General features: G+C 68.4%; 12 protein-coding genes. 8 read left to right on the top strand and 4 right to left on the bottom strand.

Going from position 1 to position 13,954, the window contains the following annotated elements; genetic code table 11:
- Positions 1 to 187, top strand: a 187-nt coding sequence (locus AC1D1G_RS30545; RefSeq protein ID WP_477954979.1) for an SRPBCC family protein, incomplete at its 5' end; no start/stop codon positions are given.
- Between the two features lie 114 nt (positions 188 to 301).
- Here the strand turns inward: AC1D1G_RS30545 and AC1D1G_RS30540 are convergent.
- Genes AC1D1G_RS30540 through AC1D1G_RS30525 form a run of 4 tightly spaced genes read right to left on the bottom strand, consistent with a single transcriptional unit; the run spans position 302 to position 3,549 of the window.
- Positions 302 to 1,579, bottom strand: a complete 1,278-nt coding sequence (locus AC1D1G_RS30540; RefSeq protein ID WP_477954978.1) for a D-amino acid dehydrogenase — start codon at positions 1,577 to 1,579, stop codon at positions 302 to 304.
- Positions 1,576 to 1,986, bottom strand: a complete 411-nt coding sequence (locus AC1D1G_RS30535) for a RidA family protein (protein ID WP_477954976.1) — start codon at positions 1,984 to 1,986, stop codon at positions 1,576 to 1,578. The genes AC1D1G_RS30540 and AC1D1G_RS30535 overlap by 4 nt, the downstream gene beginning before the upstream one ends.
- A complete protein-coding gene (locus tag AC1D1G_RS30530) occupies positions 1,979 to 2,128 on the bottom strand; it encodes a hypothetical protein (protein WP_280782386.1) in 150 nt (49 codons plus the stop codon). Before AC1D1G_RS30530 ends, AC1D1G_RS30535 begins: the two co-directional genes overlap by 8 nt.
- A complete protein-coding gene (locus AC1D1G_RS30525; RefSeq protein WP_283333608.1) occupies positions 2,125 to 3,549 on the bottom strand; it encodes a sodium:solute symporter family protein in 1,425 nt (474 codons plus the stop codon). The genes AC1D1G_RS30530 and AC1D1G_RS30525 overlap by 4 nt, the downstream gene beginning before the upstream one ends.
- A gap of 141 nt (positions 3,550 to 3,690) precedes the next feature.
- On the opposite strand from AC1D1G_RS30525, the gene AC1D1G_RS30520 reads away from it, so the two are divergent.
- From AC1D1G_RS30520 to AC1D1G_RS30490, 7 genes are all read left to right on the top strand, one after another.
- Positions 3,691 to 4,851, top strand: a complete 1,161-nt coding sequence (locus AC1D1G_RS30520) for a CdaR family transcriptional regulator (protein WP_477954974.1) — start codon at positions 3,691 to 3,693, stop codon at positions 4,849 to 4,851.
- Positions 4,852 to 4,989: 138 nt separating this feature from the next.
- Positions 4,990 to 5,142 (top strand): hypothetical protein, encoded by a 153-nt coding sequence (locus tag AC1D1G_RS30515; RefSeq protein WP_009474026.1) that lies wholly within the window; start codon positions 4,990 to 4,992, stop codon positions 5,140 to 5,142.
- 55 nt (positions 5,143 to 5,197) lie between these two features.
- Positions 5,198 to 7,873 (top strand): valine--tRNA ligase, encoded by a 2,676-nt coding sequence (locus AC1D1G_RS30510; RefSeq protein ID WP_477954972.1) that lies wholly within the window; start codon positions 5,198 to 5,200, stop codon positions 7,871 to 7,873.
- Positions 7,870 to 9,297 carry a bifunctional tetrahydrofolate synthase/dihydrofolate synthase gene (gene folC / locus AC1D1G_RS30505; protein ID WP_005261300.1) on the top strand — a complete coding sequence of 476 codons (1,428 nt, stop codon included), beginning with the start codon at positions 7,870 to 7,872 and terminating at the stop codon, positions 9,295 to 9,297. Before AC1D1G_RS30510 ends, folC begins: the two co-directional genes overlap by 4 nt.
- Positions 9,294 to 9,704 carry a DUF4233 domain-containing protein gene (locus AC1D1G_RS30500; protein WP_009474023.1) on the top strand — a complete coding sequence of 137 codons (411 nt, stop codon included), beginning with the start codon at positions 9,294 to 9,296 and terminating at the stop codon, positions 9,702 to 9,704. The genes folC and AC1D1G_RS30500 overlap by 4 nt, the downstream gene beginning before the upstream one ends.
- A gap of 18 nt (positions 9,705 to 9,722) precedes the next feature.
- Entirely contained in the window at positions 9,723 to 10,142 is a 420-nt protein-coding gene (ndk, locus tag AC1D1G_RS30495; protein ID WP_005248085.1) for a nucleoside-diphosphate kinase, read from the top strand.
- Between the two features lie 457 nt (positions 10,143 to 10,599).
- Positions 10,600 to 13,954: translation initiation factor IF-2 N-terminal domain-containing protein (locus AC1D1G_RS30490; RefSeq protein ID WP_477954971.1), on the top strand; the 3,355-nt coding region annotated here is incomplete at its 3' end.

The raw sequence follows: 13,954 nt of genomic DNA, 5'->3' as shown, positions 1-13,954 counted from the left end.
GGGCACGTCCACCCTGGTCGAGTTCTTCCTGTCGGAGCGGGACGGCGGCACACTCCTCCGCGTCGTCGAGACCGGATTCGCCGCCTTGTACCCGAATGCCGAGCGCCGCGCGGCCGCCTACGAAGGCAATATCGAGGGCTGGGAAATGCAACTGGCGTTCGCCAAGCGTGACGCCGAAAGCCGCTAGCGCGAAGCATCTATGTCGACCTCGCTGACCGCAGTCGGGGGTTGCGGTCAGCGAGGTCGGTGCGCCGCCGTTTCCGGAGGCACGCTCGGATAGTCGTCGGGTCAGTGCACTTCGTTACGCGCCTCGTCCGCTCGGATGCCGGCGCGACGAAATCGGGGAGTACGGACTCGGGTCGATGTCCGGTCGCCGTTCGTCCACGAGATCCGCGAGGATGCGGGCCGAGCCGACCGCCATGGTCCAGCCGACGTGACCGTGACCGGTGTTGAAGTACAGATTGTCGTGCCGTCCCAGCCCGATCATCGGCGGGCCGTCGGGCGTCATCGGGCGAAGGCCCGTCCGGTATCTGGCCGTGTCCCAGTCCACGGCGCCGGGGAACAGTTCGTTCCCCGCGTCCACGATGCCCGCGTAGTCGGCGGGCGAGTGACTGCGGTCGTACCCGACGAATTCCGCGGTGGCCGACATTCTCAGCTCGTCACCGAACCGCGACCAGGCGACGAGTGTCTTCTCGTCGATGCCGCCCACCACCGGTGCGCGTTCGGGGTCCTTGACGGTCGCGGTCAGCGTGTATCCCTTGGCCGGGTAGACGGGTAGCCGCAGACCGACACTCCTCGCGACGAGAGCACTTGCGGCCCCCGCGGCGAGGACGAAGGCATCCGCGCGAATGTCGCCCCGGTCGGTGACGGCCGAGGTGATGGCCGCGCCGTCGGTCTCGAGGCGCATGACGGACGTGCCCAGGTGGAACCGGACCCCTAGCCGTCCGCATTCCTCGGCGAGCCCCACCGAGAACCGGTGCGGGTCGCCGGTGCCGTCGGTGCGGTCGTGGATCGCCCCCGCGAACGTGGCCGTCCCGTGCCGGAGGGCGGGCTCCGCGGCCGCGATCTCCTCCGGTCCCAGCACGTCCTGCTGCTGTCCGTGGTCGCGGAGCAGCTGCGAGTTCACCTGCGCGTGCTCGAGTTCCGCTTCGTCCCGGTACAGATACAGAACGCCGTTGCGGGTCTGGCAGTACTCCAGGTTCTCGCGGGCGGTGAGTTCGTCCATCAGCTGTTGGCTGTACCGGGCCAGTCGGAGCTTCGCGAGAGTGTTCGACCGCGCCCGGGAGGCCGTGCACTCGCGGAGGAATCGCACACCCCACCGGGCGAGTTCGGCGTCCGCCCGGGGGCGGACACGGATCGAGGTCGACGCGCCGAGCAACGATCGGACCAGCATGGTGGGAGCCGACGGCGACGCCCACGCGTAGGAGTGACCGGGGGCGATCAATCCGGCGGTGCTCGCGCTGGTGTCGGACGCGACCTCGCTGCGCCGGTCGTATACATGCACCTCGTGTCCACGCTCGACCAGAGCGTGGGCGGTCGCCACACCGACGACCCCTGCTCCGAGAACTGCCACCTTCATTCCGCTTCCTTTCCTTCGGTCGAGCCCCGGCCCGTGACGGCGACGGCCTGTATCTCCACGAGTAGCTGCGGGTCCAGCAGGGCTGCGACCACCGTTGCCCTGGCCGGGCGGTGGTCTGCGGCGAACCAGCGCATCCATTCCTCGTTGAAACGCGGGGCGTCCTCGGCGTTCGCGAGATACACCGTGGCCGAGGCGATGTCGTGCAGGGTGGCGCCGGCCGCGGCGAGGACCCTGTCGAGTCGTGTGAGGGAGTGACGTGTCTGCTCCACCACATCGGTACCGACGACGTTGCCGGTGTCGTCGAGCGAGACCTGGCCTGAGACGAACACGAGGTCGCCGACCCTGYGCGCCGACGGGTACGGGCTGGTGCCGGTGGTCACCCCGGGGACGTCCACGATGTCATCCATGGTCGCGCTCGCCCGCTGTGGCGCCACCGCTGTCACCGCGGAGCACTTCCTTGACGTAGAAGCGCCAGCCGAGGAATCCGACCCACAGGGTGACGGTGACGACGGCGGTGGGTACCCCGTAATAGAGGAGGACGGGAATCATGCGAATTCTCCTTCGGTGACGCGGACGGCAGGCTGTTGCCGGCGCGGATAGCGGGACGAGGTGGCCGTCGCGACCGTGACGAAGACGAGGAGGTTGGCGACGACGCCGGGCACCAGCCCATCCAGTCCGAACGGAGCGTCGAGGCCCCACTGCCACACCGCGGTGACGATCGCGCCCGCCGTGATCGCCGACAGTGCCGCCGGCGCGGACCGCACGCCGAACAGCACCGCGCCGAACAACGGAACGATGACCGTCGGAGCCCACAGTGTGTAGCTGTAGAGAAGGGCGTCGACGATGGACGGAACGCTGAGGGCGAAGATGGTCGCCCCGGCACCGACGACGACACTGGTGGCCCTCTCGATGGTGAGCCGCCTCGAGGGCGGCAGCTCGGTGGGGCTGAGGGGCTGGTAGATGTCCTTGGTCAGGACGACGGCGGTGGAATTGAGGTAGGAACTCGCCGTCGACATCACGACCGCCATCAGCGCCGCCACCACCAACCCGAGAACGCCGACCGGCATCAGATTCATCACCACGGTCGGTAGCGCCTGATCGCTTTCGATGTCCGGGTACAGGACGAGTGCGATCAACCCGAGAGACGCCGAGGTGAAGAAGAAGAAGAACGAGAAGAACCCGGCCAGTGCGTAACCCTTACGGGCGTGCCGCGAGTCGGGGGTGGAGAACGTCCGCTGCGCGTACGGCGGGACCAGCGTCTCGCCGAGCAGTAGTGCCGCGAAGAGCGTGAGGAACTGTGCGGGGGAGTAGTCACCCATGAACGAAAGATGCTCGGCGGGAACACTGTCCAGGAGGGCCGACGGTCCGCCGACGGCGTCGAGCCCGATGAGGAGCGCCACCGGCAGGAGTACTCCCAGGAAGACGAACTGCAACAGGTCTGTCTGGATTACCGCCCAGGCCCCACCGAACGAGGAGTAGAGCACGACCACACCCATGCCGATGATCACCGCGGGCACGGTGGGCACGTCGAGGGTGGCGTTGACGACGGTACCGATGGCCAGGGCCTGGGCGCCGAGGATGCCGGCACACAGGACGACGGACAGTACGCCGGTGACCAGTCTCGCCGGCCGGCCGTAGTGGGCCTCCATGATGTCGCCGAGGGTGTGGGCGCCGATGTAGTTCTTGAGTCTGGGCGCGACGAAGTAGCCGACGAGCACCGTCTGAACGCCGAATGCGCAGAAGGCGAACATGTACACGTAGCCGTCACGCATCGCGGCGCCGGCGACACCGAGCGATGCTCCGCCGCCGAGGAACGCTGCGGCCAGGCTGCCGAAGAAGACCGGCCAGATGATTCGGTTGCCTGCCACGGCGAAATCGTCCGGCGACTTGACGCGTCGCATGGTCTGGACGCCGATCAGGACGAGTAGCAGGAAGTAGGCACCGAGAAGTATCCAGTCGAGGATTGCCATGTGAACTCCTAGTTGGGATGAACCCATCGTAGGAACGGCATGTGACCGAGGTCACTAGGCAAGTTGCCCTTGATATACACTGGAATCGATACTTGATTGTGCGATATGCACAACCCCTCGCAGGGTTCGGAAGGACTGTCGATGCTGAGTGAGGCTCTGGCACAACAGATCGCGAACGAGATCACCGACGTCATCGGGTTCAACGTGCTCATCACGGACGCGGCAGGCACGGTGGTCGGCAGCGGGGACGAACGTCGCATCGGCCAATTCCACGAGGCATCGATCGAGGTGATCCGTGCGCGGCGCATGATCGCGCATTCGGCAGCGGACGTCCGCGACCTCGTCGGCAGTCTGCCCGGCGTCACCATTCCGCTCGTCATCGACGGTGACGTGGTGGGCACGATCGGGCTGTCCGGTTCGCCCGAGCAGGTCGAGCAATTCGGGCTCGTGGTCAAGCGGCAGACCGAAATCCTGATGCAGGAGGCCTCGCGGATCGGTACGCGGCTGACCTACGAGCGGGCAGCGGAAGAACTGCTCCGCGACATCTGTGATTGGCATCGCTCCACGTTCACCGAGGCCCAGATCGTCCGGCGGGCAACGGGTCTGGGATACGACCTGCGCCTTCCCCGGGTCATGCTGCTGATCAGCTACGACAGTCACTCCGACGACGTCGCGGTCCAGGGGCAGCCCGTGTCGCACAAGGTCCTGCGCGCCGTGCAGGACGCCTTCGACTCCGCGACCGATCTGGTCGCGCCGCTCGCTCGGCAGGTCGTCGCTGTCACCACCGTGGTGACCGCACGGACGCCCGCGGCGGATGCGGCTCTGACGGACCGGTGCCGGAAGTATGTGTCCCTGGTCCGTGAACGGGGATGGGACACCCGCGTGGGGATCGGCTCCATCGCGCACGGGGTCGAACAGCTCAATCTCTCGTCCCAGGACGCGTACGACGCGCTCCGGCTCGGCGCGGTTCTCGACCCACGCGGACAGGTCTACGACATCGACCGGTTCCGCCTCCATCAGGCCGTCTCGGTGATACCCGCGGAAACCCGTGACAGACTGTCACGGGCCGTGCTCGGCGCGTTGGCCGCCGACAACGACTGGCCGCACCTGCAGGAGACGCTGATCGCGTGGGGGGAGTGCGGGTTCAACTCCAGCCGGGCGGCGCAGCGGCTGCACGTCCACCGCAATACCCTCGCCAACCGACTCGACAAGATCGCCCGGCTCCTCGGTCGCCCGCTGGACGAACCGGGTCTGGGTATGACGCTCTACCTCGCCTGTGTGGTGGCACAGCGGGCCGGCTGAGCCTTCTGCCGGCGTGTGTGTGAACCTCACCGGCGCGCCCGTCGCCGTGTCGCCGCCGATCGGCGGCGTTTTCGATGCATACTCGACATTCTCGAGTGGTTGCCGCACTGGATGCGGCAGACGAACCGGAGGAATCCCTTGAACGACCACCACGTGCAGCTCTTCTCCGAGCTGCACAGCACCGCAGGATCCCAGGCAGGCGGCGAGGATGCCGGCGAGGCGCTGCGCCCCGTCGACCCGGAGCATCGCACCGCCACCGAGGTGCACCGCGCCCTGTTCAGCGACCAGTAGCGAGGCGGACGGTAGCCCCGTCGTCGGTCGTCCGCGCGTTCATTAGACTCGACGGGTGACCAGTGCAGCTCCAGAAAATCCCCAGAACCGTGCCGATGCCCTTCCGAAGAGCTGGGACCCCAGTTCCGTCGAGGACGATCTGTATCAGGGCTGGGTAGACGCCGGTTACTTCCGCGCGGACCCGCACAGCGACAAGCCGGGCTACTCCATCGTCCTGCCGCCGCCGAACGTGACCGGCAGCCTGCACATGGGTCACGCGCTCGACCACACGTTGATGGACGCGCTGAGCCGCCGCAAGCGGATGCAGGGCTATGAGGTGCTGTGGCTGCCCGGCATGGACCACGCGGGCATCGCGACGCAAACCGTGGTCGAGAAGCAGCTCGCCGTCGACGGCAAGACGAAGGAAGACTTCGGCCGCGAGCTGTTCATTGACAAGGTGTGGGACTGGAAGCGCGAGTCCGGTGGCACCATCGGCGGCCAGATGCGCCGGATCGGTGACAGCGTCGACTGGAGCCGCGACCGGTTCACCATGGACGACGGGCTGTCCCGCGCCGTCCAGACGATCTTCAAGCGCATGTACGACGACGGGCTGATCTACCGGGCCGAGCGTCTCGTCAACTGGTCGCCCGTGCTGCAGACGGCGATCTCCGACATCGAGGTGAAGTTCGAGGACGTCGAGGGTGAGCTGGTCTCGCTGCGGTACGGCTCGCTGAACGACGACGAGCCGCACGTCGTGGTCGCGACCACCCGTGTCGAGACGATGCTCGGTGATACCGCCGTGGCCGTCCACCCCGACGACGAGCGCTACAAGCACCTGATCGGGACGACGCTCGAGCATCCCTTCACGGGGCGCGACATCCCGATCATCGCGGACGAGTACGTCGATCCCGAGTTCGGCACCGGCGCCGTCAAGATCACGCCCGCACACGACCCCAACGACTTCGAGATGGGCCTGCGGCACAACCTGCCGATGCCGACCATCATGGACAAGACCGGCAAGATCGCCGACACGGGAACGCAATTCGACGGTCTCGACCGCTTCGAGGCGCGCGTCAAGGTGCGCGAGGCGCTCGCCGAGCAGGGTCGCGTGGTCGCGGAGAAGCGGCCCTACCTGCACAGCGTCGGGCATTCCGAGCGCACCGGTGAGTCCATCGAGCCGCGCCTGTCGCTGCAGTGGTGGGTGAAGGTCGAGTCCCTCGCGAAGGCCGCCGGTGACGCGGTGCGCAACGGTGACACGGTCATCCACCCGGCCAGTCAGGAACCGCGGTGGTTCGCCTGGGTCGACGACATGCACGACTGGTGCATCTCGCGTCAGTTGTGGTGGGGTCACCGGATCCCGATCTGGTACGGCCCCGACGGCGAGGTCGCGTGCTTCGGACCGGACGAGACCGCACCCGAGGGATGGGTGCAGGATCCAGACGTCCTCGACACCTGGTTCTCCTCCGGGTTGTGGCCGTTCTCGACCATGGGCTGGCCCGAGAAGACTCCCGAGCTCGAGAAGTTCTATCCCACAAGTGTTCTCGTCACCGGTTACGACATCCTGTTCTTCTGGGTGGCGCGGATGATGATGTTCGGCACGTATGTGTCGGAGGACGACGCCATCGCTGGCGGCAAGTCCGGACCGCAGATGCCGTTCGAGGACGTGTTCCTGCACGGCCTCGTCCGCGACCAGTTCGGCAAGAAGATGTCGAAGTCGCGGGGCAACGGCATCGACCCGCTCGACTGGGTCGACCGCTTCGGCGCCGATGCGCTCCGCTTCACGCTGGCCCGCGGCGCCAACCCCGGCAGCGACCTGTCCGTCGGCGAGGACCATGCGCAGTCGTCGCGGAACTTCGCGACCAAGCTGTTCAACGCGACCAAGTTCGCCCTCATGAACGGGGCCGCGCCGGCACCGCTGCCCGGACGCGGCGAGCTCACCGACGCCGACCGGTGGATCCTCGACCGTCTCGAGCAGGTGCGCGGGGAGGTCGACGCCGCATTCGACCGGTACGAGTTCAGCAAGGCGTGCGAGGYGCTGTTCCACTTCGCGTGGGACGAGGTCTGCGACTGGTACCTCGAGCTGGCCAAGGTGCAGTTCGCCGAGAGCGACACGGTCGCGGCGAACACGAGGGCCGTGCTCGGCAACGTCCTCGACGCCCTGTTGCGCCTGCTCCACCCGGTGATCCCGTTCGTCACCGAGACGCTGTGGACGGCGCTCACCGAGCGTGAATCCGTCGTCGTGGCGCAGTGGCCGCAGTCGAGCGAGGCGGCCGCGGATGCGGTTGCGGCGCAGCGTGTCGAGGACATGCAGCGACTGGTGACCGAGGTGCGCCGGTTCCGCAGCGATCAGGGTCTCAAGCCCTCGCAGCGGGTTCCCGCACGGATCAGCGGCATTGCCGAGGCCGATCTGGACACGCAGCTCGCCGCGGTCACGTCGCTGGCGCGCCTGACGGACCCGGAGGACGGGTTCGCGGTGTCCGCGTCGGTGGAGGTGCGCCTGAGCAAGGCGACCGTCACCGTCGACCTCGACACGTCCGGCAACGTCGACCTCGGCGCCGAGAAGGCCCGGCTGGAGAAGGACCTCGCGGCCGCGCAGAAGGAACTCGCCGGAACCACCGCGAAGCTGTCCAACGAGGCGTTCCTGGCCAAGGCCCCCGACGCCGTCAAGGACAAGATCCGTACGCGTCAGCAGATCGCGACGGAAGAAATCGAACGCATCACCAAGCGATTGAAGGAGCTGGAAGGCGCGTGACCTCGCCCGACTTCACGCCGGAGGAAGTCAGTCCTGTCGACCTCGCGGAGCTGACACTGGTCGAGGCGGAACTCGACAAGCGGTGGCCCGAGACGAAGATCGAGCCGTCCCTCACCCGGATCGCGGCCCTGATGGACGTGCTCGGTTCGCCGCAGCACGGCTATCCCGCCATCCACGTCACCGGCACCAACGGCAAGACGTCGGTGACGCGGATGATCGACGCGCTGCTCACGGCGCTGCACCGGCGCACCGGCCGCACCACCAGCCCGCACCTGCAGCTCGCCACCGAGCGCATCAGCATCGACGGGCGCCCGGTGTCGCCCCGCCGGTACGTCGACACGTACCGGGAGATCGAGCCGTACGTGCAGATGATCGACCAGCAGTCGCAGGCGGCCGGCGGCCCCGCGATGAGCAAGTTCGAAGTGCTCACCGCGATGGCGTACGCCGCGTTCGCGGAGGCGCCCGTCGACGTGGCCGTCGTCGAGGTGGGTCTCGGCGGGCGTTGGGACGCAACCAATGTCATCGACGGCGAGATCGCGGTGATCACCCCGATCAGCCTCGATCACGCCGAGTATCTCGGCGACGACCTGGCCGGGATCGCCGAGGAGAAGGCCGGCATCATCAAGAAGGGCCGCGAGGACGCGCTCGTGCCCCGCGACGCCGTCGCGATCCTGGCCGAGCAGACGCCGGAAGTGATGGAGGTGCTGCTCCGCCGGGCCGTCGAGGTGGATGCCGCGGTCGCGCGGGAGGGCTCCGAATTTACGGTGCTCGCCCGGCAGATTGCCGTCGGCGGCCAGCAGCTCGAGCTGCAGGGCCTCGGCGGGGTCTACACCGACATCTTCCTGCCCCTGCACGGGGAGCACCAGGCGCGTAACGCGTCGCTCGCGCTCGCCGCGGTGGAGGCGTTCTTCGGTGCGGGCCCGGAACGGCAACTCGACCAGGAGGCCATCCGGGAGGCGTTCGCCTCGGTCGTCAATCCGGGCCGGCTCGAACGTGTGCGCAGCGCCCCGACCGTCTTCCTCGACGCCGCCCACAACCCGGACGGGGCGCGTGCACTCGCCGCCGCCCTGACCGCCGAGTTCGACTTCCGCAAGCTGGTCGGCGTCGTCAGCGTGATGGGGGACAAGGACGTCGACGGCATCCTGTCGGCGCTGGAACCGGTGTTCGACGAGCTCGTCGTCACGAACAACGGTTCGGCGCGGGCCATGGACGTCGACGATCTCGCCAACCTCGCGGTCGCCAAGTTCGGCGACGAACGCGTCGTCGTGGCACCCACACTCGCGGATGCGCTGGAAACGGCCATCGGGTTGGCCGAGGAGGTCGCCGAGCCCGGTGAGGCAGTATCGGGGGCGGGCGTCGTGGTCACCGGATCCGTGGTGACCGCCGGTGCGGCCCGCACCCTCTTCGGAAAGGACCCAGCGTGAGCGAGCCGGACTCGAATGCTTCGGAACCGGAGTTCGGACCGCCGACCAAGGACCCGTGGAAGGGATTCCGCGGGGTGGTCGCGGGATCTCTGATCCTGGAAGCCATCGTGGTGCTTCTCGCCCTGCCGGTAGTCGCGACGGTCGGCGGCGGACTCACCTGGTGGTCCGGAACCTACCTCGTGGGGCTCGCGGTGCTCATGATCCTCGGGGCGGGCCTGCAGGGCCGCCCCTGGGCGATGAAGTACAACCTGTTGTTGCAGGTGGGGCTGCTACTCGGGTTCTTCGTCCACGTGTCGATCGGTTCGGTCGGAGTGGTCTTCGCCATCCTGTGGGGATACCTGCTCTACTTCCGCCGGAACGTCCGCCAGAGAATGGAGCGGGGCCTGCTGCCGGGGCAGCGGGGCTGACCATTTAGGCTGTGCGCCGTGACTGAGCGCACCCTTGTACTGATCAAGCCCGATGCCGTTGCCCGCGGATATGTAGGAGAAATCCTCGGTCGTATCGAGCGGAAAGGTCTGACGATCTCCGCGCTCGACCTGCGCACCGCTCCCGGCGACATCGCAGCCGCCCACTACGCCGAGCACGAAGGCCGCCCGTTCTACCCGGGCCTGCTGGAATTCATCACCGGCGGCCCGCTCGTCGCGGCAGTGCTCGAAGGTCCCCGGGCGATCGCGGCGTTCCGCCAGCTCGCCGGCGGCACCGACCCCGTCGAGAAGGCCGTTCCGGGCACGATTCGTGGTGATTTCGGGCTCGAAGCCCAGGAGAACCTGGTGCACGGCTCCGACTCGGTCGAGTCCGCCGAGCGCGAGATCGCCCTCTGGTTCCCGCACCTCGCCGCCAACTGATCTACCTCTCCACCCACCCCTCGACCCACCGGCCTGCCCTCCGGGCCGGCGGCGCCATCGCGTGCGGAACATGTTCCAGACCGATACGTGCGCCGCTGGCACGGACTGCGGCACACGTGTGGGATACTGAGGGTGGTCGGACCGCAATTTGTGCACCACGTGGCTTCGACCGGATGACACCACGGCTCGATGCCCTTCATCGCTGCCCCTGCGTCAACAGGAAATACCTGGGCGTTTCGGCACGCTGGATGATCAGGCGCTCGCGCCGCGGACGACGGCCATCCGCAAGGCACTACATGGGTGTGCAGTGAAAACGGACACTGCACGCGCTGTGTGGAGCGAGACCAGACAATCTCGCGCTCACATCTGGGGCGCGAGTACACATACTGCGCCCTCGCGTGGCCGCGTGACACCCCCAGACACGGGAGTGGACGCGCCCGGGGGCTGAGGAGACTACGTGGCCGATCAAGCGCCGCCCACAAATTCAGAGCCGAACGAATCGGCCACCGCCGGGAGCGCGGTTCCCGCTCTTCCGGAGAAGATTCGCGTTCACGCCCTCGCGAAGTTGCTGGGCGTGACGAGCAAGCAGGTTCTCGCCGAGGCTGCGGCCCTCGGAACCGAACTGCGCAGCGCGCAGTCCAGCCTGCAACGGGACGTCGCCGAGCGGGTGCACGCAGTTTTCACCGCTGCGCAGAGCGCTCCCACCGAGCCACCCGCCGCGGCCGAACCGGTCGCGGAGACCCCGGCCGCCGAACCGGTCGCGGAGACCCCGGCCGCCGAACCCGCCGTCGAGGTCGCACCGGAATCGGTCGCGGCTTCGGACGTCGAGGAAGCGGCGGCCGAGCAGGCTCCGGCCCCCGAAGTTCCCACCGAGGAAGCACCGGCCCAGGAAGCTCCCGCCCAGGAGCCCGTCGCGGAGGAAGCCGCGGTCGCCGAGCGCGACCTCGGACGTGACCTGTTCACCACTGCGTCCTACCAGGTCGAGGCGCCCGCCGCCGAGCCCGCCAGCGAGACCCCGCCCGCCGTCTCGCAGGTCCCGCTCTTCCTGCAGCCCGACCTCGCAGCGGTCGAGACCCCGCCGCGACGCCGGCGCAGCCGCCGGGACGCCGGGACCCCGGAACCCACCACCGAGCAGCCGCCCGTCGCCGAAACGCGCGAGGAGGTGCCCGAGCCCGCCAAGGCCACGGACACCGGAACCGCCGACACCGAGTCGGACGAGTCCGACGTGGACGGCGATCAGCCGCGTCGTCGTCGCCGCGGCCGCCGCGGCCGTGGTCGCGGACGGGGCGAACAGCAGAACGAGCAGGACACCGACATCGACACCGAGGGTGCCGAGGCCGAGGAATCCGCGCGGGAATCCGTTCGCGAGGAGAAGGCCGCCGAGACACCGACTCGGGAGCCCGAAGAGAAGCCGAAGCAGGATTCCGAGGAGAAGCCCGCCGAGGCCGAGGAGGCCGAAGCGGAGTCCGGTGACGAAGAGACCGGTGAGGGTGACTCCGACGGGTCGAGCCGTCGCCGCCGTCGCCGTCGCCGTCGCAAGTCCGGTGGCGAGGGGTCGGGAGAGGCCACGTCCGAGGACGATCCGCCGAACACCGTCGTCCACGAGCGTGAACCTCGCAACAAGAGCCGCTCGAAGGACGAGGTCCAGGGCATCACCGGTTCGACGCGGCTCGAGGCGAAGCGTCAGCGTCGCCGCGACGGCCGCGATGCCGGCCGCAGGCGCCCGCCGATCCTCACGGAATCGGAGTTCCTGGCCCGCCGCGAGGCCGTCGACCGCGTGATGGTGGTGCGCGACCGTATCGCCACCGGGCAACCGCACGCGACGACGCAGGTCGCCGTGCTCGAGGACGGCGTCCTCGTCGAACACTTCGTGACCACGTCGGCGTCGGCCTCGATGGTCGGCAACGTGTACCTCGGACGCGTCCAGAACGTGCTGCCCAGCATGGAAGCCGCGTTCATCGACATCGGCCGCGGCCGCAACGGCGTGCTGTACGCGGGTGAGGTCAACTGGGAGGCCGCCGGGCTCGGTGGCAACTCCCGCAAGATCGAGCAGGCCCTAAAGCCGGGCGACCAGGTGCTGGTCCAGGTCAGCAAGGACCCGGTCGGTCACAAGGGTGCACGGCTGACGACGCAGATCAGCCTCGCGGGCCGCTTCCTCGTGTACGTGCCCGGCGGCACGTCCACCGGTATCAGCCGCAAACTGCCCGACACGGAGCGCAAGCGCCTCAAGGACATCCTGCGCGACATCGTGCCCTCGGACGCCGGAGTCATCATCCGGACAGCGTCGGAGGGGGTGAGCGAGGAGGAACTCGCCCGCGACGTGAAGCGTCTGCAGGACCAGTGGGCCGGGATCGAGGCTCAGGCCGCGAAGGCGGAATCCGGTAAGTCCGGCAACCCGCAGGCCCTGTACGAGGAGCCCGACCTTCTCGTGAAGGTCATCCGCGACCTGTTCAACGAGGACTTCTCCAAGCTCGTGATCGAGGGCGAGAAGGCCTGGTCGACGGTCGAGTCGTACATCAAGTCCGTGGCCCCCGATCTCATGCCGAGGCTCGAGCAGCACACGTCGGACAACGGTGTCGACGTCTTCGAGGCGCACCGCATCGACGAGCAGCTGGCGAAGGCACTCGACCGCAAGGTCTGGTTGCCGTCCGGTGGCACGCTCGTGATCGACCGCACCGAGGCCATGACCGTGGTCGATGTCAACACCGGCAAGTTCACCGGTGCCGGTGGAAACCTCGAGGAGACCGTCACCCGGAACAACCTCGAGGCGGCCGAGGAGATCGTCCGGCAGATGCGCCTGCGCGACATCGGCGGCATGATCGTCGTCGACTTCATCGACATGGTGCTCGAATCCAACCGCGATCTCGTGCTGCGACGCCTGACGGAGGCCCTGGGCCGGGATCGCACCCGCCACCAGGTGTCCGAGGTCACGTCGCTGGGCCTGGTCCAGATGACGCGGAAGAAGCTGGGCACCGGGCTGGTCGAGGCGTTCTCGACGACGTGTGAGCACTGCCACGGCCGGGGCATCATCGTCCACGCCGAGCCGATCGAGGTGAAGACCTCCGAGGACAACGGTGCGCGCGGGTCGTCCCGCGGCGGCGACTCCGGTGGCTCCCGCAAGAAGCGGGGACGCGACAAGTCGTCCGGCGGGGAGACGTCGCAGCCTCCCGTGCACGAGGAGACCCCGACGGTGGACGCCACCGTCAAGCGGGCCCACCCGGTCGCTCTCGCGATGGCACACCACCATCACGAGGAGGAGGCCGCGCACGCACACAGCGGGCACGACGCGGAATCCGCCGAGCAGCCCGCCGCGGCGGTTCCCGAGCCCGAGCAGCCGGTCGCCGCCGAAGCGGAGACACCGGCGGCTGACCTGCCCGGCATCGAAGAAGCCGTGGCCGAAGCCCCGGCAGCGGTCGCTGCGGAAGCCGTCGTGGCACCCGAGGCGGAGGACACCGTCGCCGAGGAAGCTGTGGTCGAAGAAGCCGTGGCCGAAGAGGCTGTAGCCGAGGAGTCGGCCGTCGAAGCCGCGCCGGCCGAAGCGGCTCCGGTCGCCGAGACCCCGGAACTCGTCGTGGAGCGCGAGCCTGAGCCCCAGCCGGAGCCGGTGGCCCCGCCGCGGCGAAGGAGCCGCCGGGTGTCGAGGGCAGCGGCGGCGCCGGTGTCCGAAACCCCGAGCGCCGGGACGGTGTTCGTGATCCCGACATCGGAGACCGGCGCGGAGCACGCACCGGAGCCGGAACCGGCCATGTCGGCGTCGGCCGTGAGCGCGCCGCCGGCGTCCTCGCCCGACGGCGCGGATTCGCAGGCAGCGC

It is taken from the genome of Rhodococcus sp. P3_B8 (assembly GCF_056402775.1).
Note: the sequence above shows the minus strand (reverse complement) of the source record. Positions and strands in the feature narration are given on the sequence as shown.

Excerpts from the sequence above, each read along its gene's own strand:
- AC1D1G_RS30540 (WP_477954978.1), bottom strand. The coding sequence starts at position 1,579 with ATGAAGGTGGCAGTTCTCGGAGCAGGGGTCGTCGGTGTGGCGACCGCC.
- AC1D1G_RS30530 (WP_280782386.1), bottom strand. The coding sequence starts at position 2,128 with ATGATTCCCGTCCTCCTCTATTACGGGGTACCCACCGCCGTCGTCACC.
- AC1D1G_RS30525 (WP_283333608.1), bottom strand. The coding sequence starts at position 3,549 with ATGGCAATCCTCGACTGGATACTTCTCGGTGCCTACTTCCTGCTACTC.
- AC1D1G_RS30520 (WP_477954974.1), top strand. The coding sequence starts at position 3,691 with ATGCTGAGTGAGGCTCTGGCACAACAGATCGCGAACGAGATCACCGAC.